Source organism: Delftia tsuruhatensis NBRC 16741 (genome assembly GCF_001571325.1).
In the GTDB taxonomy this organism is placed as follows: Bacteria; Pseudomonadota; Gammaproteobacteria; order Burkholderiales; family Burkholderiaceae_C; genus Comamonas; species Comamonas tsuruhatensis.
Map to the genome: position 1 here is coordinate 101,137 of NZ_BCTO01000033.1, position 23,782 is coordinate 124,918.

27 protein-coding genes are annotated in these 23,782 nt (G+C 68.3%); 10 read left to right on the forward strand and 17 right to left on the reverse strand.

What is annotated here, in order from left to right; all coding sequences use genetic code 11:
- Positions 1–61 precede the first annotated feature (61 nt).
- Positions 62–1,498 carry a S41 family peptidase gene (locus DTS01S_RS17425; RefSeq protein WP_016449067.1) on the reverse strand — a complete coding sequence of 479 codons (1,437 nt, stop codon included), beginning with the start codon at positions 1,496–1,498 and terminating at the stop codon, positions 62–64.
- Between the two features lie 121 nt (positions 1,499–1,619).
- Complete coding sequence (gene gpmA / locus DTS01S_RS17430; protein WP_034366077.1) at positions 1,620–2,363, reverse strand: 2,3-diphosphoglycerate-dependent phosphoglycerate mutase; 744 nt, start codon at positions 2,361–2,363, stop codon at positions 1,620–1,622.
- A gap of 98 nt (positions 2,364–2,461) precedes the next feature.
- Here gpmA and DTS01S_RS17435 point away from each other — a divergent pair, with 98 nt between their 5' ends.
- From DTS01S_RS17435 to DTS01S_RS17450, 4 genes are all read left to right on the forward strand, one after another.
- Positions 2,462–2,869, forward strand: coding sequence for a rhodanese-like domain-containing protein (locus DTS01S_RS17435; protein ID WP_016449065.1), 408 nt, complete (start codon positions 2,462–2,464; stop codon positions 2,867–2,869).
- A gap of 88 nt (positions 2,870–2,957) precedes the next feature.
- Entirely contained in the window at positions 2,958–3,215 is a 258-nt protein-coding gene (grxC, locus tag DTS01S_RS17440) for a glutaredoxin 3 (RefSeq protein ID WP_016449064.1), read from the forward strand.
- A 129-nt stretch (positions 3,216–3,344) separates the two neighbouring features.
- Complete coding sequence (gene secB / locus DTS01S_RS17445; RefSeq protein WP_013803924.1) at positions 3,345–3,800, forward strand: protein-export chaperone SecB; 456 nt, start codon at positions 3,345–3,347, stop codon at positions 3,798–3,800.
- Between the two features lie 120 nt (positions 3,801–3,920).
- A complete protein-coding gene (locus DTS01S_RS17450) occupies positions 3,921–4,931 on the forward strand; it encodes an NAD(P)H-dependent glycerol-3-phosphate dehydrogenase (protein ID WP_017404234.1) in 1,011 nt (336 codons plus the stop codon).
- Positions 4,932–5,109: 178 nt separating this feature from the next.
- On the opposite strand, the gene lysA is transcribed toward DTS01S_RS17450, so the two are convergent.
- Complete coding sequence (gene lysA / locus DTS01S_RS17455; RefSeq protein ID WP_061288232.1) at positions 5,110–6,363, reverse strand: diaminopimelate decarboxylase; 1,254 nt, start codon at positions 6,361–6,363, stop codon at positions 5,110–5,112.
- 102 nt (positions 6,364–6,465) lie between these two features.
- Between lysA and DTS01S_RS17460 the strand changes: the two genes are divergently transcribed.
- Positions 6,466–7,395 (forward strand): LysR family transcriptional regulator, encoded by a 930-nt coding sequence (locus DTS01S_RS17460; RefSeq protein ID WP_061288238.1) that lies wholly within the window; start codon positions 6,466–6,468, stop codon positions 7,393–7,395.
- A 16-nt stretch (positions 7,396–7,411) separates the two neighbouring features.
- Here the strand turns inward: DTS01S_RS17460 and DTS01S_RS17465 are convergent, their stop codons facing one another.
- The 5 genes from DTS01S_RS17465 to DTS01S_RS17485 all read right to left on the reverse strand — a co-directional run bounded on the left by DTS01S_RS17465 (position 7,412) and on the right by DTS01S_RS17485 (position 12,360).
- Positions 7,412–7,624 carry a DUF3079 domain-containing protein gene (locus DTS01S_RS17465; RefSeq protein ID WP_016454156.1) on the reverse strand — a complete coding sequence of 71 codons (213 nt, stop codon included), beginning with the start codon at positions 7,622–7,624 and terminating at the stop codon, positions 7,412–7,414.
- 45 nt (positions 7,625–7,669) lie between these two features.
- Positions 7,670–8,521: a pantoate--beta-alanine ligase gene (gene panC, locus DTS01S_RS17470; protein WP_016449059.1), complete on the reverse strand. Its 852-nt coding sequence runs from the start codon at positions 8,519–8,521 to the stop codon at positions 7,670–7,672.
- A gap of 74 nt (positions 8,522–8,595) precedes the next feature.
- On the reverse strand, positions 8,596–9,477 hold the full coding sequence (gene panB, locus DTS01S_RS17475; protein ID WP_012203749.1) for a 3-methyl-2-oxobutanoate hydroxymethyltransferase: 882 nt from the start codon (positions 9,475–9,477) through the stop codon (positions 8,596–8,598).
- An 87-nt stretch (positions 9,478–9,564) separates the two neighbouring features.
- The gene (locus DTS01S_RS17480) at positions 9,565–11,127 is read right to left on the reverse strand and encodes a hypothetical protein (protein WP_061288234.1); all 1,563 of its coding nucleotides are present in this window, start codon (positions 11,125–11,127) and stop codon (positions 9,565–9,567) included.
- A 3-nt stretch (positions 11,128–11,130) separates the two neighbouring features.
- Positions 11,131–12,360 carry an ATP-binding cassette domain-containing protein gene (locus DTS01S_RS17485; RefSeq protein ID WP_026062087.1) on the reverse strand — a complete coding sequence of 410 codons (1,230 nt, stop codon included), beginning with the start codon at positions 12,358–12,360 and terminating at the stop codon, positions 11,131–11,133.
- Positions 12,361–12,525: 165 nt separating this feature from the next.
- On the opposite strand from DTS01S_RS17485, the gene DTS01S_RS17490 reads away from it, so the two are divergent.
- The 5 genes from DTS01S_RS17490 (at position 12,526) to DTS01S_RS17510 (ending at position 16,903) form a co-directional block, all read left to right on the forward strand.
- Positions 12,526–13,251 carry a Crp/Fnr family transcriptional regulator gene (locus DTS01S_RS17490; RefSeq protein WP_026062088.1) on the forward strand — a complete coding sequence of 242 codons (726 nt, stop codon included), beginning with the start codon at positions 12,526–12,528 and terminating at the stop codon, positions 13,249–13,251.
- A 221-nt stretch (positions 13,252–13,472) separates the two neighbouring features.
- Positions 13,473–13,784, forward strand: coding sequence for a DUF4148 domain-containing protein (locus DTS01S_RS17495; RefSeq protein WP_016449055.1), 312 nt, complete (start codon positions 13,473–13,475; stop codon positions 13,782–13,784).
- A 189-nt stretch (positions 13,785–13,973) separates the two neighbouring features.
- The gene (gene pabB / locus DTS01S_RS17500; RefSeq protein WP_017404242.1) at positions 13,974–15,131 is read left to right on the forward strand and encodes an aminodeoxychorismate synthase component I; all 1,158 of its coding nucleotides are present in this window, start codon (positions 13,974–13,976) and stop codon (positions 15,129–15,131) included.
- Positions 15,132–15,145: 14 nt separating this feature from the next.
- Positions 15,146–15,781: an aminotransferase class IV gene (locus DTS01S_RS17505; RefSeq protein WP_017404243.1), complete on the forward strand. Its 636-nt coding sequence runs from the start codon at positions 15,146–15,148 to the stop codon at positions 15,779–15,781.
- 138 nt (positions 15,782–15,919) lie between these two features.
- Positions 15,920–16,903, forward strand: coding sequence for a Bug family tripartite tricarboxylate transporter substrate binding protein (locus tag DTS01S_RS17510; RefSeq protein ID WP_017404244.1), 984 nt, complete (start codon positions 15,920–15,922; stop codon positions 16,901–16,903).
- Positions 16,904–16,951: 48 nt separating this feature from the next.
- On the opposite strand, the gene DTS01S_RS17515 is transcribed toward DTS01S_RS17510, so the two are convergent.
- The 9 genes from DTS01S_RS17515 to DTS01S_RS17555 form a co-directional block, all read right to left on the reverse strand.
- Complete coding sequence (locus tag DTS01S_RS17515) at positions 16,952–17,590, reverse strand: tRNA-uridine aminocarboxypropyltransferase (protein ID WP_017404245.1); 639 nt, start codon at positions 17,588–17,590, stop codon at positions 16,952–16,954.
- A 15-nt stretch (positions 17,591–17,605) separates the two neighbouring features.
- Positions 17,606–17,965, reverse strand: coding sequence for a 5-carboxymethyl-2-hydroxymuconate Delta-isomerase (locus tag DTS01S_RS17520; protein ID WP_012203756.1), 360 nt, complete (start codon positions 17,963–17,965; stop codon positions 17,606–17,608).
- Positions 17,966–17,996: 31 nt separating this feature from the next.
- Positions 17,997–19,214 carry an 8-amino-7-oxononanoate synthase gene (gene bioF, locus DTS01S_RS17525; protein WP_017404246.1) on the reverse strand — a complete coding sequence of 406 codons (1,218 nt, stop codon included), beginning with the start codon at positions 19,212–19,214 and terminating at the stop codon, positions 17,997–17,999.
- Positions 19,211–19,912 carry a dethiobiotin synthase gene (gene bioD / locus DTS01S_RS17530; RefSeq protein WP_047326019.1) on the reverse strand — a complete coding sequence of 234 codons (702 nt, stop codon included), beginning with the start codon at positions 19,910–19,912 and terminating at the stop codon, positions 19,211–19,213. Before bioD ends, bioF begins: the two co-directional genes overlap by 4 nt.
- Complete coding sequence (bioA, locus tag DTS01S_RS17535) at positions 19,909–21,231, reverse strand: adenosylmethionine--8-amino-7-oxononanoate transaminase (RefSeq protein ID WP_016449048.1); 1,323 nt, start codon at positions 21,229–21,231, stop codon at positions 19,909–19,911. Before bioA ends, bioD begins: the two co-directional genes overlap by 4 nt.
- 27 nt (positions 21,232–21,258) lie before the next feature.
- Positions 21,259–21,639 carry an aspartate 1-decarboxylase gene (panD, locus tag DTS01S_RS17540; protein ID WP_016449047.1) on the reverse strand — a complete coding sequence of 127 codons (381 nt, stop codon included), beginning with the start codon at positions 21,637–21,639 and terminating at the stop codon, positions 21,259–21,261.
- Between the two features lie 151 nt (positions 21,640–21,790).
- Positions 21,791–22,156: a 6-pyruvoyl trahydropterin synthase family protein gene (locus DTS01S_RS17545; protein ID WP_016449046.1), complete on the reverse strand. Its 366-nt coding sequence runs from the start codon at positions 22,154–22,156 to the stop codon at positions 21,791–21,793.
- 8 nt (positions 22,157–22,164) lie between these two features.
- Entirely contained in the window at positions 22,165–22,803 is a 639-nt protein-coding gene (queE, locus tag DTS01S_RS17550; RefSeq protein WP_016449045.1) for a 7-carboxy-7-deazaguanine synthase, read from the reverse strand.
- Between the two features lie 59 nt (positions 22,804–22,862).
- Positions 22,863–23,729, reverse strand: coding sequence for a segregation and condensation protein A (locus tag DTS01S_RS17555; protein WP_026062089.1), 867 nt, complete (start codon positions 23,727–23,729; stop codon positions 22,863–22,865).
- Positions 23,730–23,782: the final 53 nt, after the last annotated feature.

The window sequence follows — 23,782 nt, forward strand, 5'->3', positions numbered from 1 at the left end:
AGACGTGAAAAAGCCGGGCGCGGGCCCGGCTTGGTGGGAGCGCGGACCCGGTCCGAGCTCTTCAGTTTTCCTTCTTTTCGGGCTCGCGCTCGGTCAGGGTCTTGCTGACCATGACGGGCTGGCCCTTGAGGCGGTTGAGCGCCTGCTGCAGCTGGAAGTCCTTTTCGGTGCCGAACTCGGGCAGGCGACGCTCGGCCAGGGGCTTCTTGGCCTCTTCCTCCAGGCGCTTGCGGGCTTCCTCGCGGGCCTTCTCGCGTACTTCGTCCTTGACTTCGGCGCCCTGTCCGCTGGACAGGTGCTTTTCCAGGTCGGCCTCGCGCATGCGCAGGGCAGCGAACAGATCGCCTTCAGGGGTCTCGTCCACCATCACGTCAGGAACGATGCCCTTGGCCTGGATGGATTTGCCGCTGGGCGTGTAGTAGCGGGCCGTGGTCAGCTTCAGGCCCGTGTCGGGACCCAGCGGGCGAACGGTCTGCACCGAGCCCTTGCCGAAGGTCTGGCTGCCCATGATGACCGCACGCTTGTGGTCCTGCAGGGCGCCGGCCACGATTTCGCTGGCCGAGGCCGAGCCTTCGTTGACCAGAACCACCAGCGGCAGCTTCTTGAGCGAGGCGGGCAGGCGCTGCAGCGGGTCTCCCATGCCGCGGCGGGCATAGAAGCTGGGAGAGGCCTTGTAGGTTTCCTTGCTCTCGGCCAGCTGGCCGTTGGTGGACACCACGGTCACATCGGGCGGCAGGAAGGCTGCCGAGATGGCGACGGCCGCGTCCAGCAGGCCGCCCGGGTCGTTGCGCAGGTCCAGAACCAGGCCCTTCATGTTGGGTTCCTGCTTGTACAGCTCTTCGACCTTGCGCACGAAGTCGTCCACCGTGCGTTCCTGGAACTGGCTCAGACGGATCCAGCCGTAGCCGGGCTCGATGACCTTGCCCTTGACGGATTGCGTCTTGATTTCCTCGCGCGTGATGGTCACGGGGAAGCTGCGGCTTTCATCCTTGCGCAGGATGGTCAGCTGCACCTTGGTGTTGGGCTCGCCGCGCATGCGCTTGACGGCGTCGTTGAGCGACAGGCCCTTGACGGCCGTGTCGTCGATCTTGGTGATCAGGTCGCCGGTCTTGAGGCCCGCGCGGAAGGCGGGGGAGCCTTCGATGGGCGAGACGACCTTGATCAGGCCGTCTTCCTGCGTGATCTCGATGCCCACGCCGACGAAGCGGCCCGAGGTGCCCTCGCGGAATTCCTTGTAGGACTTCTTGTCGAAGTACTGCGAGTGCGGATCGAGGCTGGACACCATGCCGGAGATGGCATCGGTGATCAGCTTCTTGTCATCGACCGACTCGACATAGTCGGTCTTGATCAGGCCGAAGACGGCGGACAGCTGCTGGATTTCCTCCAGCGGCAGCGGGGTCATGGCACCGCGGGCCACGGTCTGCAAGGAAACCGTGGTCAGTGCTCCGGCGATTACGCCTACGGAAACCCAGCCGGCAATTTTGATTTTCTGGCCCATATCACCCCTTTAACCGCGTCAATATACACCCGCTTGGAAAGGCAATCGCCCGCGTGGTTCCCTAAAAACGGCGCAGCAAGCGCAATTTCCGTAGCAGGCGCTCACCTCAGGCGGGTCAGGCTCAAGCCTTGCCCTGTGCGGCCACGGCGGCAGCCGCCTTGGCGGCAGCCTCGGCATCGCCCAGGTAGTAGTGGCGAATGGGCTTGAGATTGGCATCCAGCTCGTAGACCAGCGGAATGCCGTTGGGCACGTTGACGCCGACGATGGCGTCATCCGAGATGCCGTCCAGGTACTTGATCAGCGCGCGGATGGAGTTGCCATGCGCGGCAACCACGACGCGCTTGCCGGACAGGATGGCGGGCGCGATGGACTCGTTCCAGAACGGCAGCACGCGCGCGACCGTGTCCTTCAGGCATTCGGTCAGCGGCACCTGGCTGGGGTCCAGCTGGGCGTAGCGCACGTCGCTGCGCTCGCTGCGCGGGTCCTGGGGCTCCAGGGCCGGCGGGGGAGTGTCGTAGCTGCGGCGCCAGACCAGCACCTGGGCGTCGCCGTACTGCTTGGCCATGTCGGCCTTGTTCAGGCCCTGCAGGCCGCCGTAGTGGCGCTCGTTCAGGCGCCAGCTGTGCTGCACGGGCAGCCAGGTGCGGTCCATTTCGTCCAGCGTGTGCCACAGCGTGCGCGTGGCGCGCTTGAGCACGCTGGTGAAGGCCAGGTCGAAGTCGTAGCCTTCGGCCTTGAGCAGGCGGCCGGCGTTCTTGGCCTGTTCGACGCCGGTGGCGGTCAGGTCCACATCGGTCCAGCCGGTGAAGCGGTTTTCGAGGTTCCAGGTGGATTCACCGTGGCGGATCAGCACGAGCTTGTACATGGCGGCTTTCTAAGTCTCTCGATGCGACAAAGCTGGGCTGTCGCGGGGGCAAAAGCCAGCATTCTAGAATTGACAGGTTTGCCAACCCAAGGAATGACGTGAAATTCATCATCGATAACTGGTATTTGATCCTGATCGCGCTGGCTTCCGGCGTGATGCTGCTGCTGCCCCTGGTGCGCGGCGCAGGCGGCGGCTCGCTGACGGCGGCGCAGGCCGTGCAACTGATCAACCGCCAAAAGGCCGTGGTCATCGATGTCTCCGAGCCCGAGGAGTACGCGGCCGCCCATGCCAATGGCGCCAAGAATGTGCCGCTGGGCCAGTTCGAGGAAAAGCTGCCTGCCACCGTGAAGAACAAGGCCCTGCCGCTGGTGCTGATCTGCACCAAGGGCAACCGCGCCTCGCGTGCCGAAGGCATTGCGAAGAAGCTGGGCTACGAAAAGGCCCAGGCCCTGGCCGGTGGCCTGAAGGCCTGGCGTGATGCCGGCATGCCGGTTGAAAAGGCCTGAAGCGCCTCCAGTTGATCACGATGGAAGCCGCTGCGCCGCGTCCCCGGCGCCTGCAGCCGGCAAGCCGCCCACTCGAAGAAAGTCGCATATGCAAGCCGTGAAGATGTACACCACCGCTGTCTGCCCCTATTGCATCCGGGCCAAGCAGATCCTCAAGTCCAAGGGCGTGGAGCAGATCGAAGAGATCCGCATCGATACCGACCCTGCCGCGCGTGACGTGATGATGCAGAGCACGGGCCGCCGTACGGTGCCCCAGATCTTCATCGGCGACCACCATGTGGGCGGCTGCGACGACCTGATGGCGCTGGACGCCGACGGTGGCCTGGTGCCCATGCTGCAAAGCTGAAACACGGGCACTGCATAATGCAGGCCCAGGTGCCCGCTGCGCAACCTATTGGCAGCGGGCATTTTGTTGGTGATTTTTTTGATGCCCTGGCCGCCGTGCCAGGGTTTTTTGCCCAGAAAGACTGATTCCATGGCCGAACAGGACACTCCCGTCTTCCAGATCCAGCGCGTCTACCTCAAGGACCTGTCGCTGGAGCAGCCCAATTCGCCCGCCATCCTGCTGGAGCAGGAGCAGCCCAGCGTGGACATCCAGCTCGGCGTCGAGGCGACTCCCGTGGCCGAAGGCATCTACGAAGTGGCCGTGACGGCCACCGTGCAGACCAAGATCCAGGACAAGACCGTGTTCCTGGTCGAGGCCAAGCAGGCCGGCATCTTCGAGATCCGCAACGTGCCCGAAGACCAGATGGGTGGCGTGATCGGCATTGCCTGCCCCCAGATCATCTATCCCTACCTGCGCGGCAACGTGGCCGACGTGGTCACACGCGCCGGCTTCCCGCCCGTGCACCTGGCCGAGATCAACTTCCAGGCCATGTACGAGCAGCAGCAGGCAGCCGCCCAGGCGGACGGCAACTCGCTGCCGCAGTAAGCCGGTCCCATCCCGGCCGATGAGACTTGCGCCCAGGCGCGTCGCATCGCTGTGGTACAAGAAAAGAGGCCCGAGGGCCTCTTTTTTTCATCAACGTCGCTTCTTCAACGTCGGGCAGATATGAACATTGTGGTGATTGGTGCAGGCGCCTGGGGCACGGCGCTGGCAATGAGCGCGGCCTCGCGCGATGACGGACGTGTCGTGACGCTGTGGGCGCGCGACGCTGCCCAGGCGCAGGCCATGCGGGACAGCGGCGAGAACGCGCGCTACCTGCCGGGCGTGGCGCTGCCTGCCGCGCTGCAGGTGGTGCATGGCGAGATCGACGGCCATCTGGCTGCGGCAGACCTGATCGTGATCGGCACGCCCATGGCGGCCTTGCGCGAATGGCTGGGCCGCCTGCGCAATGTGCGGGCGCCCGTGGTGTGGCTGTGCAAGGGCTTCGAGGCCGTGCCCGCAGGCGCGTCGGCCGCCGCCCATGGACTGATGGCGCACGAGGTCTGCGCCCAGGTGGCGCCCGATCTGCTGTGCGGCGTGCTCAGCGGCCCCAGCTTTGCGGCCGAGGTGGCGCGCCACCAGCCCACGGCCCTGGTGGCGGCCAGCCGGCATGCCGAGGTCAATGACGCCCTGGTCGCGGCCTTCCATGGCGATGCCATGCGCGTCTACGCCAACGCCGACATCGTGGGCGTGGAAGTGGGCGGCGCCGTGAAGAACGTGCTGGCCATTGCCACCGGCCTGTGCGACGGCCTGCAGCTGGGCCTGAACGCCCGCGCCGCGCTGATCACGCGCGGCCTGGCCGAGATGACGCGACTGGGCCTGGCCCTGGGCGCGCGGGTGGAGACCTTCATGGGCCTGTCCGGCCTGGGCGATCTGGTGCTGACGGCCACGGGCGACCTGTCGCGCAATCGCAAGGTGGGCCTGCTGCTGGCCCAGGGCCGCACGCTGGAGCAGGCCGTGGCCTCGCTGGGCCATGTGGCCGAGGGCGTGTACAGCGCACGCACCGTGCTGGCGCGCGCGCGGCTGTTGAATGTGGAGATGCCCATCACCGAAACCGTGGTCGAGCTGCTGGACGGCCGGCTGCAGGCCGCCGAGGCCGTGCAGCACCTGATGGCGCGCGATCCGCGCGGCGAGTGATTCTTCGGTGTCCATGAAAAATGGCCCACACGCTCCCCTTGCTGCGCAAGGTCCACTGCCCCCCGAGGGGGCCGCTTTTCATCTTGGGGCGGCCCGGCGATGAAAAAGCCCCGGAGCTGGAAGGCCCCGGGGCTTTTTTGCGTCAGAAATCCTGGCGCCTGGCGCGCTACATGCCTAGTTACAGGCCCAGCTCCAGACCCAGCAGTTCCTCCACCGTCTGGCGGCGGCGGATGAGGCGGGCGCTGTCGCCATCGACCAGCACTTCGGCGGCCAGCGGGCGCGTGTTGTAGTTGCTGGACATGGAGCTGCCATAGGCGCCCGTGTCATGGATGACCAGCAGGTCGCCCACCGAGGCGCCTGCCAGCGCGCGCGGCAGCACCACGCCGCCGTCGCCCTGGGTGAACACGTCGCCCGATTCGCACAGCGGGCCGGCGACCACGGCATCGCGCAGGGGCATGGCCTGGCCGTCGCGGCGCAGCACTTCCATGCCGTGCCAGCTGCCGTACATGGAAGGGCGCATCAGTTCGTTGAAGCCCGTATCGACCAGCACGAAATGGTTGCTGCCCGCGTTCTTGGTGGCGCGTACCTGGCCCAGCAGCACGCCCGACTCGGCCACCAGGAAGCGGCCCGGCTCGATCTCCAGGCCCAGCGCGTGGCCCACGATGGCCTCGGCGTCCTTGCGTGCCGCATCCCACAGGCCGTGGTAGTGGGCGGTGTCGATGGTGGCGTCGCCATCGCGGTAGGGAATGGACAGGCCGCCGCCGGCCGAGATGGCCTGCAGGTCATGGCCTGCCTGGCGGGTGGCGCGCACCAGCTCGACCATGGCGCCGCAGACCTGCTGCAGGTGGCCGTAGTCCACGCCCGAGCCGATGTGCATGTGCAGGCCTGCCAGCTTCAGGCCGCCGTCGCGGATGGCCTGCAGCGCCGCCAGCAGGTCGCTGTGCCAGATGCCGTGCTTGCTGTGCTCGCCGCCCGTGTTGGTCTTGTTGCTGTGGCCGTGGCCGAAGCCGGGGTTGATGCGCAGCCACACGGGATGGCCGGGCGAGGCCTGGGCCAGCTGGTGCAGCATGTCGATGGAGCCGGCGTTCACGGGCACCTTGTGCTCGGCCACGCAGGCCAGCGTGGCCTCGTCCATCACGTCGGCGGTGAACACGATGTCGCTGTGCAGGTCGTCGCCATGGCCGGCCGCGTAGCCGGCGGCCAGCGCGCGCAGGATTTCGCCGCGCGAGACGGCGTCCACCTTCACGCCCTGCTCGCGCATCAGCCGCAGGATGTGGATGTTGGAGCAGGCCTTCTGCGCAAAGCGGATGGTGTCGAAGGCCTTGAGCTGGGCGATGCGCGCGCGGATGGTGGCGGCGTCATAGACCCACAGCGGCGTGCCGTGCTGGTCGGCCAGGGCCCAGAGCTGGGCGGGCGAGAAGGGATTGGACATGGTGTCTCTTTCAGGGGAACTGCCGCGCATGATGGCGGATGGAGGGCATTCAGTCCAATGCTTGTTCTTATGGTGTCTATTTGATTTGGATATGCTTTGGCCATGCAAGACCCCGAGCTGCCGCACACGTCCCCCGAACCCCGCATCTCCCACCGCCACCTGGAGGTGTTTCGCGCGCTCATGCTCAGTGGCAGCGCCACGGCGGCGGCGCAGATGCTGTTCAGCTCCCAGCCCACCGTCAGCCGCGAACTGGCGCGCCTGGAAAGCCTGCTGGGCTATGCGCTGTTCGAGCGTGCCCAGGGCCGGCTGCGGCCCACGGCACGCGCCCTCTCGCTGTGGGCCGAAGTGCAGCGCAGCTGGCAGGGGCTGGACCGGGTGGTGGAGCATGCGCTGGCCCTGGGGCGTCCGCACCAGGCGCGCATCAACGTGCTGTGCCTGCCCGCGCTCAGCCATGCGCTGCTGCCCGCAGCGCTGGCGCGGCTGCATGCGGAGCACGGCCCAGTGGCCGTCAGCGTGGCCACGCAGGAGGCGCCGCTGCTGCAGGAGTGGATGGCCGCCCAGCGCTACGACCTGGGTCTGGCCGAGCTGGCCGAGGCGCCTCCGGGCACGCGTGCCCTTGCGCTGCCCGCCATGGACGAGGTGGCCGTGCTGCCCGCAGGGCATGCGCTGGCGGCCCGCCCGGTGCTGGAGGCGGGCGACTTTGCGGGGGAGGGCTTCATCAGCCTGGCGCGAGACGACCCCTATCGCCAGCAGATCGATGCCGTGTTCGAGCAGGCCGGCGTGCAGCGCCAGCTGCACCTGGAGACCCACAGCGCCGTGGCGGTCTGCGCCATGGTCCAGCATGGCCTGGGCGTGGCCATCGTCAATCCGCTGACGGCGCGAGTCTGCGCCGGGCCGCAGCTGGTGGTGCGGCCGCTGGCGTTTTCCATTCCCTTCCAGGTCCATGCGCTGCTGCCGCTTCACCGGCCGGCCGTGGCCGAGGCGCAGTGGCTGGTGGACGCGCTCGCCGCCGAGGTGGCCGCGGTCGCTTGAAGTGGGGTGGGCGACTTCAGCGCGCCGCGTCCTTCAGGCTGGCTGCGTTGTCTGCCGCCGGCTCGGGCGGCAGGCCCCACTCCATCCAGTCGTCGCCAAAGATCTCCACCGGGTGCTGTGTGCGGTCCGATCCGTTGCCGCAGGCCAGCTCGTCGCGGGCGCAGTAGCGGTCGCAACCCCAGCAGGTGCGCTCGGGATGGGCGGGGTGGATGGGGAATTTCCTGGCCATGGCATCCAGCTTGGATCGCCATGGCCGCCAGGGTTTTGCGCTGGATCAGAACTCCAGGTTGTCGATCAGGCGCGTCTTGCCCAGGCGCGCGGCGCCCAGGGCCACCAGTGGTGCACCGGCCAGTTGCGCGCCCTCGGCCGGCGGCTGCAGGTCACGGCGCAGGCGCACGGTCAGGTAATCGGGCTCCCAGCCCTGTGCGGCCAGGGACTGCATGGCCCATGCCTCCAGTTCGGCCAGCGGAGCCTGGCCTGCGCGCGTGGCGTCGGCCAGTTGCTTGAGTGCCTGCGACAGCGCCATGGCCTGCTGGCGTTCATCGGGGCTCAGGTAGCCGTTGCGCGAACTCAGCGCCAGGCCGTCATCGGCGCGCGCCGTGTCGCCGGCCACGATGTTCACGGGCAGGGCGAACTGCTCGACCATGCGGCGGATCACCAGCAGCTGCTGGTAGTCCTTCTTGCCGAACACGGCCGTGCCGCCGCCGCTGGCGAAGAACACGGCCGAGAACAGCTTCATCACCACGGTGCACACGCCCGTGAAGAAGCCGGGGCGGAAATGGCCTTCGAGGATGTCGGCCAGCTGCGCGTCGGGCTGGATCTTGAAGGTCTGCGGCTCGGGGTAGAGATCGGCTTCGCGCGGGGCGAACAGCAGGTCGCAGCCTTCGCTCTCCAGCTTGGCGCAGTCCTGCGCCCAGGTGCGCGGATAGCTGTCGAAATCCTCGTGCGGCAGGAACTGCAGGCGGTTCACGAAGATGCTGGCCACGACGATGTCGCCGTGCTGGCGCGCGGCGCGCACCAGGGACAGGTGGCCATCGTGCAGGTTGCCCATGGTGGGCACGAAGGCAGGGCGGCCCTTGCTGGCCAGGATGGCGCGCAGGTCGGCGATGGAGTGGACGATTTGCATGGGGAAGCGGGAAAGCGGGAAAGCGGGGGAACGGGAAGCGGGAAGCGGAAAAACGGACCGTGCAGCCTGCCGGACTACCAGGCGTGCTTGCTGTCGTCGGGGAAGCTGCCGTTCTTCACGGCATGCACATAGGCCTCGAAGGCGCCCTTGACGCTGCCCGCATCGGCCATGAAGTTGTGCACGAAGCGGGCCATCTTGCCCAGGTTCACGCCCAGCATGTCGTGCAGCACCAGGACCTGGCCGGCCGTGCCGCTGCCCGCGCCGATGCCAATGGTGTGGCAGTGCGGCAGCTCGGCCGTGAGTTCGCGCGACAGCTGTGCCGGCACCATCTCCAGCACCAGCATGGAGGCGCCTGCATCCTGCAGCTCCAGCGCATGGCGGCGCAGCGTGGCCGCGCCCTCGTCGCTCTTGCCCTGGACGCGGTAGCCGCCCAGCGCATGCACGGTCTGCGGCGTCAGGCCCAGGTGGGCGCAGACGGGCACGCCGCGCTCGACCAGGAACTGCACGGTGGGCGCGGTCCAGCCGCCGCCTTCGAGCTTGACCATGTGGGCGCCGGCCTGCATCAGCTCGCAGGCGCTGCGCATGGCCTGCTCGCGGCTTTCGGCATAGCTGCCATAGGGCATGTCGGCGATCAGCCAGGCCGTGCCCTGCACGCGGTGCAGCCCGCGCGCCACGCTGGCCGTGTGGTAGCACATGTCCTGCAGCGACACGCCCACGGTGCTGTGCAGGCCCTGGCAGACCATGCCCAGCGAATCGCCCACCAAAATGCACTCCACGCCGGCCGCATCGGCCACGGCCGCGAAGGTGGCGTCATAGGCGGTGACCATGGTGATCTTCTCGCCGGCCTCGCGCATCTGCGCCAGGCGCGGAAGGCTCACGGGGCGGCGCTGGGGCAGCGGCGAGGCGGGAGGGATGGTGCCGTAGGGCGTGCCGGCGGTGACGGGGGCTTGGGTCATGGGGCGCTCGGAGGGGGATGGAATTGCCGCGAGTCTATGCGATGCGCGCCGGGGGCACCTGTCCCTGAGCTGTCCTTTGCTGTTCCGTCACCTTTCGGGCAGGCCACGCCATCGGCGCCACAGCGGAGACAGCAGGGCCACGAGCATGGCCGTGCTGGCTGCCACGGCAGGCGCGCCCATCAGCAGGTCCAGCCAGTGCTGGGTATCCGTCCAAGGGCCTGCGCTGCCGGTAGGGCGTGGCAACAGCAGTCTGGACCACTCAGACCAGGCGGCGGCGAGCCATATCAGGGCCAGCGACATGCCCAGGGCCAGCAGCACCGCGCCGGCCCAGGGGCGCTTGAGCACACGGATGCGCAGCCAGGCGACCGATATCAGCGCGGCGGGAAACAGCCCCAGCACATAGAGGTTGGTGATTCCCAGCATCCCGGCCAGCACGCTGCCAAGCAAGGTCAGGACCAGGCATGCGCCCCAGGCCACCAGCTGCATGGCGGGCATCAGGCGCACCAGCACCAGGGCCAAGGCGAGGAAGAAGCCAGCGCTGGCGGCCGCCAGCAACTGGGACATCCTTGGCCATTCGTCGTCGCGGGACATGTCAGCGCGCCGCAGATGGCTTTCCTGGTAGGCCGGCAGGGCCAGGCCGTAGCGCGCGTGCTTCCATTGCACATGCTGCGGCGGGCTCCACCGGCTGTCGAACCTCTCCAGCAGCATGAGCCACTCACGGTTGCTCTGGGCCAGATAGGTACCGAAGCATTTGCGCGGATCCGGCTCCAGATCCAAATGCCTGCTGCGACCCAGGGGTGGTTTGCAGTTGGAGTTCTGCGCTCTGGATACCTTCTCGCCAGTCTCTGGTTGCGGGTTCGCTGCCAGGTAGGCGCGCCATTCCTCGGCCAGGGGGGATTGCAGCGCGCTGCGGTAGCTGGCCAGCAGGTGCTCAGCCTGGTCCTGCGCGGAGCTGGCAGACTGGCGCACATAGCCTCTGGCCTGCAATGGCTGGCCGTAGCGCTCCAGCGTCGCGGCAATCGCGGCCTGGTCTTCGCGCATCAACCAGACCAGGGCCTGGATGCCCGGGTACTTCGCCGGATCGACCTCCTCCTCGCGCAGCACACGTATCCATTCCACGAGCATGGCCGCCTGGCGTGGCGCGGCAAGCGCCTCCAGGGCGGCGACTTGCTCGACAGTCTGGATCTGTGCACTGACATCCGTGTCCGACCATTGGCGCTGCATCCGCATTTCATAGATGGGCGAAAAGGCGATCGCAGGCGCGAACAATAGCGATAGGAACAAGGCTCCCCACAGGTACTCCCACCACAGGCCCCAGCGGCCCACGGGGGCGTGTTCGCGCCAGCGGTTGTGGATGCGCACGCGCAGCAACCACCACAGCGCCAGGCCGATCGCCACGATCCAGGCCACGACGGAGCCGATGTCCAGCGCCAATTGCTCGGGCGTTTGCTGTGCCGTGGACGCAACGCCGGGCAGGGAGCCCATCCAGCGCGCGGGTTCGGCCATCCACTGCATCCAGATGCCCAGCACCAGCACGCACCACAGCAGCGCCAGCGGCAGATACCAGTGCAGCCGCAACTGCCACAGCAGGGGGCAGCGCATCAGCACCCATTGGTCCCAGCGGTTCGTCATATCGGAAAAACGTGGCATGGCTCAGTCCCTCACGAACAGGCGGCGGGTGGATGCGGTGATGTCGCGGAAATAGCGCACGGGCATCTCTGCCTGCACGGCCTGCGCCAGGAACTGCGCTGCCGTGAAGGGCACGTGAAAGCTCACGATGTGGGTCTGGCCGCTGAGCTGGTGCGTATGGGATGGCAGCCGGTCCAGCCAGGGTTTCAGTTGCGCCATGGCCCAGCCGGTCTCGAACTCGATGGCGCAGCCTTGCATGGCGGCAAAGCTCTGCTGGACGCTGCGCGGCTGGCCTTGCTCCAGGAACAGCACCTGGTCGGCTACCTTTTCCACCTCGTACAGCTGCTGTGAACTCAGCACCAGGGCCATGGGTTGCCAGGGCGAGCGCGCCAGCGACTGCAGATCGGTCAGCAGGGTCTGCTGGGCGTTGATGTCCAGGTTGGCCAGCGGCTCGTCCAGCAGCAGCACGCGCGGCCGGCAGAGCAGGGCGCGCGCCAGCTCGAAGCGCATCTTGTAGCCCGAGGACAGCTGTTTCCACTGGTGGCCCCGGAAGGCGCGCAGCCCCAGCTGCGCGATGACCAGCTGTACCAGGCAGATGTTGCGTGGGCCCACGGCGCCATGGCTGCGCGCGGCGAATTGCAGATGGTCCATCAGGCGCCCGCCCCAGACGGCCGGGCGCTGGGGGATATAGGCGAGCTGGGTGCGCAGCAGGTAGGCATCGGCGGCGGGAACGCCCCAGTCCAGCTGCCCTGCGTCGGGCGCCAGATCGGCGGCCAGCAGGCGCAGCAACGTGGTCTTGCCGTTGCCGTTCTCGCCCACCAGTCCCAGGATGGTGCCGGGCTCCACGGCCACATCCACCGGCCCCAGCGCAAAGCCGCCGCGCCGGTAGCGCTTGACCAGTTGCCGTCCCAGTATGCAGTGCGCACGGTATGCGCGGTGCGCACGGGAAGGTGCGGAATCGGCCTGCAGCGCCTGGCCCGGGGCATGGGCGGCATGCAGGGCATCGAAGGCCTGCTGCACCAGCGCGCGGCGGGGCTCTGCGCCGGAATCGGCAGCGAGGCCATCCCAGGCGTCCAGCGCAGTCAGCAGGCTCTGCTGCACGGCGGTTTCGGCCGGCAGGGCGGCGTCTATGAGTGCACGCCAGGCCCCATGCCATTGCTGGCTGGCGATCGCCTGTTCCACGGATTGCGCCCAGGCCGCCACGGTGGCCTGCGGGCGCGCGGGTGGTCGTGCCGATTCGATGCTCGATTCCATGAAGCCCTCCCTTTTTTCTGTGCTGCGCGGTGCGGCCATCCGGGGAGCCGGACAGTGCGATTCCCGGCGCGCGACGAGTCTATGCGATCCCGCTATGCTGTACTTCCCGCGACGGACGACAGGGCCCGCACAGGCCCTGCGGATGCGCTTCAACGGTGTTGCACCATGTCCGGTTCCTTACAGACATCTCCGCTTCTTCCCGCCGTGGCCTGGCAGGGCCTGCGCCAGGTCCATGTGCTGCAAAGCCTGTCCGACGAGCGCCTGGCCGAACTGGCCGCGCAATGCCGCTGGCAGCATCTGGCGCAGCACCAGACGCTGGAGGGCGCGTACACCGATCAGCGTCTCTACATGCTCGTGCAGGGCGGCTTGCGCGTCAGCAGCTATGCCCCCAACGGGCGCGGGCTCACGCTGGGCGAGATTGCCCAGGGCGTGTTCTTCGGCGGTCTGCCGCAGCAGCAGGCGGGCTGCACGGCCATGCCTCTGGTGGTCGAGGCAGGCGTCCCCAGCCTGATTGCCTCGCTGGCCCATGAGGATGTGGAAGCCCTGCTCATGAACGAGCCCCAGGTCCTGCGCGCCTTCATCGGCCGGCTCAGCGACCTGGCCGTGGCGCTGGCGCGCCGCATGGTGGACCTGGGAACGCTGTCGGTGCGCAGCCGCCTGCATACCCAGTTGCTGGAACGTGCCGAGCGCGCGGGCATCGACCAGGGGCAGGCCCTGCTGGCGCCCGCACCCCGGCAGACCGATCTGGCGCTGATGCTGGGCTCCAGCCGCGAGGAAGTGGCGCGCGAGATGTCGCGCCTGGTGCGCCTGGGCCTGTTGCGGCGCGAAGGCCGCAACCTGCGCATCTGCCATGTCGAAGGCCTGCGCGTGCTGCTCGAGGAAGCGCGCTGAGACTTGTCTGCCGCGGCTGTTTCAAGCCGCGAAAAACACTGTTTCTAGAACGCGTGAATCGGCCTTCTGTCGAGGGGAGCACGGGTGAAAAGGCAGCGGGCCGCCCGGGCTGGATGCCAAAACACGTGAGAAAACGCACAGACGAAGAATGCTGCAGCGCCGCATAGTACGTCCATGCCGTGAGGAAATGAATGCCGAGCGGCCTTTTGAAAGGATCTGACATGCGTACCCTCTCCGCTGCACTGGCCGCCCTGACCCTGGGCCTCGCCGGCACTGCAATGGCCCAAGAAGCCGTTTCCCCCTCGTCCTCCGCCACCGCAGGCCTGAGCCGCGCCGAAGTGCTGGCCGACCTCGAGATGTGGCACCAGGCAGGCATGACCTACCTGCCCTCGCCCTCGGCTGACCGCGAAATCGGCTACAACTCGGCCGAATACCAGCGCGGCCTGGCCCGCTACCAGCAACTGCGCAGCGGCCCTGCCTACCGCGAGGCCGTGGCCCGCCTGGAAGGCCAGCACACCGTCACCCAGAAGTGATGTGAATGGATATGGGTCCGGCATGGTGCCGGGCCTGTTGGTGGAAAGCGTCCTTTCGGGACGCTTGGTTTGGCGCCCTTCGGGGCGCTTTTTTGTTTCCCTCGCTCTACACTGGGCGGCCCCGTGTCAGTGGCTGCTATCGATAGCGAAGCTGCTGATGCAAGTACAGCATGCGTTGACGGCCGTTTTGTGAAGTTTCTGATCGATTTTCCCAACCCCCATGACGGCTCGGCCGCCCGGCTGCGCCATGGCTTCGGGCCGCCGCTGCGCAGCCTGGCAGCCCATGCGCCCGAGCAGGTGCGCGGTGTGCTTGACGCCGTGCAGCAGGCTGCCCAGGCCGGCCTGTGGTGCCTGGGCTGGGTGCGCTACGAGGCGGCGGCGGCGTTTGACGCGGCCTACGCCGGCGCCCTGCATGCCACGCCGCCAGGCGAGCCGCTGGCCTGGTTTGCCGTCTTCGACGGCCCCCGGCCCTGGCCTGAAGACGCGGACGCGGTCGAGACCGGCCCTCAGGTGCAATCTCAGGTGCAATGGCAGCCCGGCCTGGAGCGTGCCGATTTCGATGCCGCCATTGCGCGCATCCACGAGGCGATTGCGGCCGGTGACTGCTATCAGATCAATTACACGGCCCAGTTCATGGGCCGGCTGCTGGGCGACATCCCATCGCTGTTCGCCGCGCTGCGACGTGCCCAGCCCGGCGGCTACGTGGCCTGCATGGACAGCGGCGACGAGCAGGTGCTGTCCGTCTCGCCCGAGCTGTTCTTCGACTGGGATGGCGAGCGCATCCTCACGCGCCCCATGAAGGGCACGGCGCCGCGTGGCGCCACGCCTGCACAGGACGAGGCGAATGTCCAGGCCATGCGGTCCTCGCCCAAGGAGCGGGCCGAGAACGTGATGATCGTGGACCTGCTGCGCAACGATGTCTCGCGCATTGCCGAGCCTTTCAGCGTCCAGGTGCCGCGCCTGTTCCATGCCGAACCCCTGCCCACCGTGTGGCAGATGACGTCCGACGTGCAGGCGCGCACGCGGCCCGGCACCGGCCTGGCGGACGTGTTTGCGGCGCTGTTTCCCTGCGGCTCCATCACGGGCGCGCCCAAGCGCCAGGCCATGCGGCTCATCCACGAGCTGGAATCGGGTCCGCGCGGCGTGTACTGCGGCGCCGTGGGCGTGGTGCGGCCCGGCACCACCGCGGGGCGCGTGCACGCCACCTTCAATGTGCCCATACGCACGGTGGTGGCGCGTGGCACGCAACTGCGCTGCGGCATCGGCAGCGGCATCACCTCGGGCGCCGAGGCGCCTGCCGAATGGCAGGAATGGCGCCACAAGAGGGCTTTTCTGGACAAGGTGTGAAAGGGCGTGCAGCCATGGCGGATACGGACTTCGATTTCGACATTCTGGAAACCCTGGCCCTGCGGGATGGCGGTTTCATCCACCTGCAGCGCCATGTGACGCGCATGCAGGACGCGGCGCGGCATTTCGGCCGGCCCTGCACGGATGCCGTGCTGGAGCAGGCATTGCAGCAACTGCGCCAGGCGCACGCCAGCGGCCACTGGCGCGTGCGCCTGGCGCTGGATGCCACGGGGCGGATACAGACCCAGGCGGCGCCGCTGCCGCCTTCGGCCACGCCTGTTCGGCTGGCGCTGGCCGACCGGCCCATCGCCAATGCGGTGGCGCGTGGCGACTGGGTGCGTTTCAAGACCTCGCGCCGCGCGCACTACGACAGCCTGCAGCCCACCGATGCCTCGGTGTTCGACACCGTGCTCCACAACGAAGACGGCGAGATCACCGAGGGCACGCGCGGCAACATCGCCGTGCTGCTGGCGGGCCGCTGGGTGACTCCGCCGCTGTCCAGCGGCCTGCTGCCCGGCGTGGGCCGCGCGGTGGCGCTGGACGAGGGCCGCGTGGTGGAGCACCCGGTGCGGCTGGACGATCTGCCACGCGTGCAGGGCTGGGCCTTCGTCAACAGCCTGCGCGGCTGGCTGCCGGCGGTTCTGCGCTGAGCTGCAGGCTAGAGCCACGGGTGGAACTCATGGTTTTCAGGGATGGATTCCACAAGGCAATGTCAGACAATCGGTGAATATTGTTGAGCAATATCATTTTGATTGTTGGCTGATGCCTGCCTCCCCTGAGATCGATCCATGCATGAATTCCATATTTCCCGCCGCGCGCTGATCAGCGCCGCGGCTGTCCTGGCGGCGGGCCCGCTGTGCGCCCAGACCACCTATCCCAACAAGCCCATTCGCGTCGTCGTCGGCTACGCGGCAGGCGGCTCGGTCGACCTGGTGGGGCGCGTGGTGGGTGACATCCTGGCCAAGCACCTCAATGCGACCGTCGTGGTCGACAACGTGCCCGGTGCCGCCGGCGTGGTGGCCGCGCAGCGCGTGGTCGGTGCCAAGGCCGACGGCTATACCCTGCTCGCAGGCTCCAGCAACGAATTGGCGGGCACGAAGTTCGTCAACGCCGCGCAGAAGTACGACCCGGCCACGGACCTGACCGGCATCGCGCTGACCGGCGTGCTGCCCAACCTGTGGGTGGCCGGCACCAAGATGCCGGCCAAGACCCTCGACGAGTTCATCGCCCTGGCCAAGGCCCATCCCGGCAAGTACAGCTACGGCAGCCCGGGCATCGGGTCCACGCCGCATTTCTCGGGCGAGCTGATCAAGAAGATGGCCGGGGTGGACATCGTCCATGTGCCCTACAAGGGCTCGGCCGCGATGACCAGCGACCTGGCGGGCGGCAACCTGGACTTCGCCATCGTCTCTCCCTCGGTGGCGGCTCCGTTCATCCAGAGCGGCAAGATCAAGGCCCTGGGCGTGACCACGGCCCACCGCATCGCCATGATGAAGGACGTGCCCGCACTGGGCGAGAACGCAGCGCTCAAGGGCTACGCGCTGAGCGGCTGGTTCGGGCTGGCGGGTCCCAAGGACCTGCCTGCCGATGTGGTGGCCAGCCTGCAGAAGGCCTTGAAGGCGGGCCTGGCCGATCCGGCGATGCGCGCGCGCCTGGAAGGGGCGGGCATCATTGCCCCCACGGGCGACGAAAACCTGGCCCAGATCATCCGTACTGACATGGGCAAGTACGCCGAACTGGTCAAGTTCGCCAGGATCACGCCGGAAAACTGAAGCACGGCCTGCTGCCATGAAAAACGCCTCGTTCCCCGAGGCGTTTTTTCATTCGGGCCTGTGCCGGGCATGCAGGGACAGCAGCCCCTCGAGCGCATCGCGCAGCGGCTGCAGCGACGGGCCGGCAGGCGCCAGCCGTTGCAGCGCGCAGGCCGCTGCCTCCAGCGTGGACAGCTGGCCCGGCGCATGGGCCTTGCGCAGGGCGCCGTAGCGCGAGGCGGGCAGGTCGCCCTGCAGTGCCAGGCGCGGCAGGGCCTGCAGGCCGGGGTTGAGGTAGAGCATCTTGCGGCTCTTGCGCCAGGTGGCGTCCAGCACCACCAGGCGCAGGTCCTCGGGGCATGGCGCGGGCTGCGGCCAGGGCGCTTGCCTGGCCAGGCCCAGCTGGTCGCCGTGCGGCGTTTCCGGATAGAGCAGTACGGCCTGTCGCGGGGCGTCGCCCGCCTGCCAGGGCGCGTGCAGCAGTGCCTGCAACTGCGCTGGCTCGAAGGCCTCGCCCACCGCCAGGCGGCTGGCGGGCAGGCACAGGTGCAGCAGCCGGCCCGTGCCCTTGGCCTGCAGTTCTTCCTCGGGATGCTGGAGCACCAGCAGCTGCACCGCATGCGGCACCGGCTGCACCAGGGGGCACAGGCAGGTGCGCTCAGGGCGCAGGCATTGTGCGCAGCGTGCGCGGGTGCTCACGGCGGACAAGGCCTGGCGCCTGCCTTACAGGCGACCCTTGTAGTAGCTGGGCTTGTCCATGTCGGCGATTTCCACGCTGAGCTGGACCATCATGCCGGCCGGCTGGGGCGTGAGGCGGCGCAGCACCGCGGCAATGCCTTCGGACAGTTCCTTCTTGGCCGTGTCGGTACGGCCCGCCAGCAGGCGCAGCTGCACGTGGACGAAGCCGCGATTGGCCGGTGCCGAGCCGATCTCGAACTGGCTGACCGGCAGCAGGCGGGCCTTGACGTCGGCCTCGTCCAGGATGCTGGGGTGGCCGCAGACGAAGGCGTTGAGTTCGGTCAGCAGTTGCTGGCCGGGCAGGCCGGCGAGGTTGTCGGTGTATTCGACGTAGAGATGAGGCATGGATGTCTCCGTTCCGGTGGTGAAGAGGGATTCAGGGCAGGGGTGGGGCCAGGCGCGAGACCTCGTCCAGCGCCGTCAGCAGCAGCTGCACGTCGATGCGCGTGTGGGAGGCCGACAGCGCGATGCGCAGCCGCGCCGTGCCTTCGGGCACGGTGGGCGGGCGGATGGCGGGCACCCACAGGCCGCGCTCGCGCAGGCCTTCCATCACGGCCAGGGCCGTGGCGTTGGAGCCTATGACCAGGGCCTGCACGGCGGTGCGCGAAGGCAGCAACTGCCAGCCCGTGCGCGCCAGCAGCGGCGTGAGGCCGGCGCGCAGCTCGGCAATGCGTTCGGCCAGGGACTCGCGGCGCTCGTCCTCGGCCTCGATCAGGGCCACGCTGGCCTGCAGCGCGCTGGCCAGCATGGGCGGCGCGGCCGTGGCGAAGATGTAGCTGCGCGTCTTTTGCAGCAGCCACTCGACCAGCATGTCGCTGCCCGCGACAAAGGCGCCGGCCACGCCAGCGGCCTTGCCCAGCGTGGCCATGTAGAGCACGCGCGGCGAGGCGTTTGCGCCCGTCAGTCCCGCCTCGGCCAGGCTGCCCCGGCCTTGTGGGCCGAGCACGCCGAAGCCATGCGCGTCGTCGAGCAGCAGCAGCGCGTCGTACTGCTCGCACAGCGCCAGCAGGCCGCGGATGTCGGCCACGTTGCCATCCATGCTGAACACGGCATCGCTGATGACCAGCTTGCGCCGGGCCGTGCTGGCGGCCAGTTGCGCGGCCAGGTCGCCCAGGTCGGCATGGGCATAGCGGTGGACCTGGGCGCGCGACAGGCGTGCGCCGTCGATCAGGCAGGCGTGGTTGAGCGCATCGGAGAACAGGGCATCGCCCGCGCCCACCAGGGCCGGCACGATGCCGGCATTGGTGGCGTAGCCCGCATAGAAGTAGAGCGCGCGCGGCAGCTGCACGAAGTGCGCCAGCTGTTCCTCCAGCGCGGCGTTGGCCGTGCTGTGGCCGCTGACCAGGGGCGAGCCGCCCGAGCCCACGCCAAAGGCCTGGGCGCCCGCGCAGGCGGCGCGCACCAGGGTGGGGTGGCCGGCCAGGCCCAGGTAGTCGTTGCTGCAAAAGGCCAGCATGGGGTGGCCGTCCACCTCCATGTGGGCGCCGCTGGCGGCGCCCTGCAGCGGCGCCGTGGCGCGGCGGCGGCGGCGCAGGTGGGCTGCGTCGAGCTCGGCGATGCGCGCGGGGATGTCGTCCAGCCAGGAGCCGCTCATTGCCATTGCTCCGGCAGGGTATAGGTGGTGGCGCGCGGGTCGGGGTGCTGCTGGAAGGGGATGTCGGCCAGCAGCGGCGCCTGCAGTTGCCGGTCCAGGTGCTGGCGCAGCCAGGCCATGTTTTCCTCGGGCACCAGCATGGCGGGGTCCACGCGGCTGGCAATCCAGCCGGCCAGGCGCAGTCCGCGCGCGCGGACGGCCTCGGCCGTGAGGGCAGCGTGGTTCAGGCAGCCCAGCCGCAGGCCCACGACCATGACCACGGGCAGGTCCAGCGCGCAGGCCAGGTCGGCGCCCGAGAGCTGGTCGGACAGCGGCACGAGAAAGCCGCCCGCGCCTTCCACCACCACGGCGTCGGCCTGTTCGGCCAGGCGCCGGTAGCTGTCCACGATGTGTGCGATCTCTATGGAGCGGCCCGCGCGCTGCGCGGCGATGTGCGGCGACATGGGATCGGGCAGCAGCACGGGGTTGTCGAGTTCGGGCGGCACGGCCAGGGTGGAGGCGGCGCGCAGCGCCAGCGTGTCCTCGTTGGCCCAGCTGCCCTGGCCGTCGGGCTCGGCGCCTGCGGCCACGGCCTTCATGCCCACCACGCGGGCATGGTGGCGGGCCAGCGCATGCAGCAGCCCGCAGGAGGCCAGGGTCTTGCCCACGCCCGTGTCGGTGCCGGTGACAAAGCAGCCAATGGTGCGGTGGGCATTCACGAATGGTTCTCCTGGGCCAGGGTGTCTTCAAGGGCCGCCAGCGCGCTGGCGGCCAGGTGCTGCACGGCTTCTTCGTCCAGCAAATAGGGAGGCATGGCGTAGAGGGTGTTGCTGATAGGGCGCAGCAGCAGCCCGCGCTCCAGCGCGGCTGCGCTGTAGCGACGCGAGAAGTCGGGCAGCGAGGTCTGCACATCCCAGGCCCAGATCATTCCCTGGCGCCGTGCGTGGCGCACGCGGGCGTGCTGGTTCAAAGGGGCGAAGGCGCCGTCCAGCGTTTGCGCCAGCGCGAGGTTGGCGTTGATGGCATCGGTCTGCTCGAACAGCTCCAGCGTGGCCAGGGCCGCGCGGCAGGCCAGCGGGTTGCCGGTGTACGAGTGCGAGTGCAGGAAGCCGCGCGCCACGGAATCGTCGTAGAAGGCGGCGTAGACGGCCTCGGTGGTCAGCACGGCCGACAGGGCCAGCGTGCCGCCCGTCAGGCCCTTGGACAGGCAGATGAAATCCGGCCGTATGCCGGCCTGCTGGTGGGCGAACATGCTGCCCGTGCGGCCGAAGCCCACGGCGATCTCGTCCACCACCAGGTGCACCTCGTAGCGGTCGCACAGGGCGCGCGCCAGGCGCAGGTATTCGGGGTCGTGCATGGCCATGCCGGCCGCGCACTGCACCAGCGGCTCGACGATGAGTGCGGCCGTGGTCTCGTGGTGCTGCTCCAGCCACTGGCGCAGGCCTTCGGCGGCGCGCCGTGCCACATCGACCGGGCTTTCGCCGCCTTGCGCGCCGCGTGCATCGGGGCTGGGCACGGTGTCGGCCAGGCGCACCAGGGGGGCATAGGCTTCGCGGAAGATGGGAATATCGGTCACGGCCAGCGCGCCCACGGTTTCGCCGTGGTAGCCGCCGGCCAGGCCGGCAAAACGGCTCTTGGCGGGGCGGCCCAGGTTGCGCCAGTAGTGCGCGCTCATCTTGAGGGCGATCTCGGTGGCCGATGCACCGTCGCTGCCGTAGAAGGCATGGCCCAGGCCGGTGAGCGTGGCCAGTCGTTCGGACAGCTCCACCACGGGCGCGTGCGTGAAGCCGGCCAGCATCACATGGTCCAGCCGGGCGAGCTGGTCGGTGAGCGCGGCCTGGATGTGCGGATGGCTGTGGCCGAAGAGGTTGACCCACCAGGAGCTGACGCCATCCAGGTAGCGGCGTCCTTCGGTGTCGTGGAGCCAGGGGCCCTGGGCACGCGCGATGGCGATGGGGGGCGCGGCCTCGTGCCGCTTCATCTGGGTGCAGGGGTGCCACACAGCCGCAAGGCTGCGGGCGGCAAGCGATTGAGTCATCGCGCGATTGTCACACCGCAGCGCAGCTCACAGCTGCTGCGTGGGCACGTGGTGGCGCAGCTCGACCTGGCGGTTGGCATCGTCCACGAAGACCAGCTGGGGCCGGTGCTCGGCCACGTCGGTCTCATGGACCTGGGCAAAGGACGCAATGATCAGCAGATCACCCACGGCAGCACGGCGCGCGGCCGAGCCGTTGACCGAGATCATGCCGCTGCCGCGCTGGCCCTTGATGGCATAGGTGACGAAGCGCTCGCCGTTGTCGATGTTCCAGATGTGCACCTGCTCGTTCTCGACGATGTTGGCGGCGTCCAGCAGGTCCTCGTCGATCGCGCAGGAGCCTTCATAGTGCAGCTCGCATTGCGTGGTCTTGACGCGGTGGATCTTGGATTTGAGCAGGGTGCGGAACATGTTTTGTCTCTCGAGGGGGCGCTTGGGCGCGATCTTGACGGTGGCGGGGACTGGCAAAAAAAGCCACCAAGTCTATCTGCGAACCGCCAAACCCATGATGGCCGTGGAGTTGCTCTTCCGGGGGCGGCTCTCTGGCAGGTCTGGCTTGAGGTCAGCCCAGATCCAGCACGCAGCCATCGCCGATGCTGTCGCGCCATACGCGGATGCGGCTGGGAGCGGGCTGCAGGTCGGCCAGGGAATCGGCAATGAACAGGCACAGGTTTTCCAGCGTGGGCTTGCCCAGGCCGGGGATTTCGTCGAGGAAGCGGTGGTCCAGCGCGTCGCCCAGGGTCTTCAGGCGCGAGCGCAGGTAGCCCAGGTCGATCACCATGCCGTTGTCCGGGTTGCGCGGGCCGGTGACGCTGACTTCGGCGTAGTAGGTGTGGCCGTGGATGCGGCGGCTGCTCTCGGTCTCGATGGCGCGCTCCAGCGTGTGGGCGGCGTCGAAGAAAAAGCGCTGGTGAACGGTGAACTGCATGGCAAAAATCAGCGGATGCCGGTGAGCTTGTGGGTCTGCAGGCTCAGGCGCCAGGCCGGGTGCTGCAGGCATTGCGCTATGCAGGCGGCCGTGTTGTCGGCCTGCAGGACGTTGTCCATGGGCTGCAGGAAATAGTGGTCGAAACGGGTGCCGGCCTCGATGGCCTGCAGATCGAAGCCGGGCTGCGGCCAGACCAGCTTGAGCTCCTGGCCGCTGCGCTGCACCCAGTCGGCGCCCGCCTTGGGGCTGATGCACAGCCAGTCGATGCCCTCGGGCGCGGCCACGGTGCCATTGCTTTCCACGGAAATGCGAAAGCCGCGCGCATGCAGGGCCGCGATCAGGGGCTCGTCCACCTGCAGCAGGGGCTCCCCCCCGGTCAGCACCACCATGCGGTGCCGGCTGTCGCCGGCCGGCCACTGGGACAGGATGCGTTCTGCCAGGGCGTCGGCCGTGGCGAACTTGCCGCCCAGCGTGCCGTCGGTGCCCACGAAGTCGGTGTCGCAGAACTGGCAGATGGCGCTGGCGCGGTCCTGCTCGCGGCCGGTCCAGAGGTTGCAGCCTGCAAAGCGGCAGAACACGGCCGGCGTGCCGGCCTGGCCGCCCTCGCCCTGCAGGGTGTAGAAGATTTCTTTGACGCTGTAAGTCATGGTGCATGGAGGCCGGTGGTGCCGGCCTGTCGGTGTGCGCGTGCCTGTGTCCGTGCCCGCTAGACGGGCGTATAGGCCAGGCGCACGTAGATGGGCGCAAAGGCTTCGGCCTGGGTGATCTCGATCAGCGTTTCCTTGGCCAGCTCCAGCAGGGCGATGAAGGTCACGACCAGCACGGTCGATCCCTTCTCTGGCTGGAACAGGGTCTCGAACTCGACGAAGCGCCGGCCCTGCAGGGCCTTGAGCACCTGGCTCATGTACTCGCGCACCGAGAGTTCCTCGCGCGTGATCTTGTGGCTTTGCACAAGCTTGGCACGCTTGAGAATGTCGCGCCAGGCCGATTGCAGCTCGGCCACGTCCACATCGGGGAAACGCGGCTGCAGGTTCTGCTCGATATGGACCTGGGCCCGGAGGAAGTCGCGCCCGTAGTGCGGCACCTGGCCCAGCTGTTGGGCGGCCAGCTTGATCTGCTCGTACTCCAGCAGGCGGCGCACCAGTTCGGCGCGCGGGTCCTCGGCTTCCTCGCCATCGTCCTGCTTCTTGGGCGGCAGCAGCATGCGCGACTTGATCTCGATGAGCATGGCCGCCATCAGCAGGTACTCGGCCGCCAGCTCGAGGTTGCGGCTGCGGATTTCGTCGACATAGCGCATGTACTGGCGCGTCACGTCCAGCATGGGAATGTCGAGGATGTTGAAGTTCTGCTTGCGGATCAGGTACAGCAACAGGTCCAGCGGCCCTTCGAAGGCTTCGAGGAAGACCTCCAGCGCATCGGGCGGGATGTACAGGTCCTGCGGCAGGGCGAACAGCGGCTCGCCGTACAGGCGCGCCAAAGCCACCTGGTCGATCACGACCGGTGAATCGTCGCCAGGAGCGGGGGATGCGGCGCCGGCGCCCGCAGGCGCCAGTGCGGACTCAGCCTCGGCCATGCCTTGCTGCGCAGGCATCAGCTGCATGCGCACGGTGCCACAGCGAAACAGGC

Excerpts from the sequence above, each read along its gene's own strand:
- DTS01S_RS17425 (WP_016449067.1), bottom strand. The coding sequence starts at position 1,498 with ATGGGCCAGAAAATCAAAATTGCCGGCTGGGTTTCCGTAGGCGTAATC.
- gpmA (WP_034366077.1), bottom strand. The coding sequence starts at position 2,363 with ATGTACAAGCTCGTGCTGATCCGCCACGGTGAATCCACCTGGAACCTC.
- grxC (WP_016449064.1), top strand. The coding sequence starts at position 2,958 with ATGCAAGCCGTGAAGATGTACACCACCGCTGTCTGCCCCTATTGCATC.
- secB (WP_013803924.1), top strand. The coding sequence starts at position 3,345 with ATGGCCGAACAGGACACTCCCGTCTTCCAGATCCAGCGCGTCTACCTC.
- DTS01S_RS17450 (WP_017404234.1), top strand. The coding sequence starts at position 3,921 with ATGAACATTGTGGTGATTGGTGCAGGCGCCTGGGGCACGGCGCTGGCA.
- lysA (WP_061288232.1), bottom strand. The coding sequence starts at position 6,363 with ATGTCCAATCCCTTCTCGCCCGCCCAGCTCTGGGCCCTGGCCGACCAG.
- DTS01S_RS17460 (WP_061288238.1), top strand. The coding sequence starts at position 6,466 with ATGCAAGACCCCGAGCTGCCGCACACGTCCCCCGAACCCCGCATCTCC.
- DTS01S_RS17465 (WP_016454156.1), bottom strand. The coding sequence starts at position 7,624 with ATGGCCAGGAAATTCCCCATCCACCCCGCCCATCCCGAGCGCACCTGC.
- panC (WP_016449059.1), bottom strand. The coding sequence starts at position 8,521 with ATGCAAATCGTCCACTCCATCGCCGACCTGCGCGCCATCCTGGCCAGC.
- panB (WP_012203749.1), bottom strand. The coding sequence starts at position 9,477 with ATGACCCAAGCCCCCGTCACCGCCGGCACGCCCTACGGCACCATCCCT.
- DTS01S_RS17480 (WP_061288234.1), bottom strand. The coding sequence starts at position 11,127 with ATGCCACGTTTTTCCGATATGACGAACCGCTGGGACCAATGGGTGCTG.
- DTS01S_RS17485 (WP_026062087.1), bottom strand. The coding sequence starts at position 12,360 with ATGGAATCGAGCATCGAATCGGCACGACCACCCGCGCGCCCGCAGGCC.
- DTS01S_RS17490 (WP_026062088.1), top strand. The coding sequence starts at position 12,526 with ATGTCCGGTTCCTTACAGACATCTCCGCTTCTTCCCGCCGTGGCCTGG.
- DTS01S_RS17495 (WP_016449055.1), top strand. The coding sequence starts at position 13,473 with ATGCGTACCCTCTCCGCTGCACTGGCCGCCCTGACCCTGGGCCTCGCC.
- DTS01S_RS17505 (WP_017404243.1), top strand. The coding sequence starts at position 15,146 with ATGGCGGATACGGACTTCGATTTCGACATTCTGGAAACCCTGGCCCTG.
- DTS01S_RS17510 (WP_017404244.1), top strand. The coding sequence starts at position 15,920 with ATGCATGAATTCCATATTTCCCGCCGCGCGCTGATCAGCGCCGCGGCT.
- DTS01S_RS17520 (WP_012203756.1), bottom strand. The coding sequence starts at position 17,965 with ATGCCTCATCTCTACGTCGAATACACCGACAACCTCGCCGGCCTGCCC.
- bioF (WP_017404246.1), bottom strand. The coding sequence starts at position 19,214 with ATGAGCGGCTCCTGGCTGGACGACATCCCCGCGCGCATCGCCGAGCTC.
- bioA (WP_016449048.1), bottom strand. The coding sequence starts at position 21,231 with ATGACTCAATCGCTTGCCGCCCGCAGCCTTGCGGCTGTGTGGCACCCC.
- panD (WP_016449047.1), bottom strand. The coding sequence starts at position 21,639 with ATGTTCCGCACCCTGCTCAAATCCAAGATCCACCGCGTCAAGACCACG.
- DTS01S_RS17545 (WP_016449046.1), bottom strand. The coding sequence starts at position 22,156 with ATGCAGTTCACCGTTCACCAGCGCTTTTTCTTCGACGCCGCCCACACG.
- queE (WP_016449045.1), bottom strand. The coding sequence starts at position 22,803 with ATGACTTACAGCGTCAAAGAAATCTTCTACACCCTGCAGGGCGAGGGC.
- DTS01S_RS17555 (WP_026062089.1), bottom strand. The coding sequence starts at position 23,729 with ATGGCCGAGGCTGAGTCCGCACTGGCGCCTGCGGGCGCCGGCGCCGCA.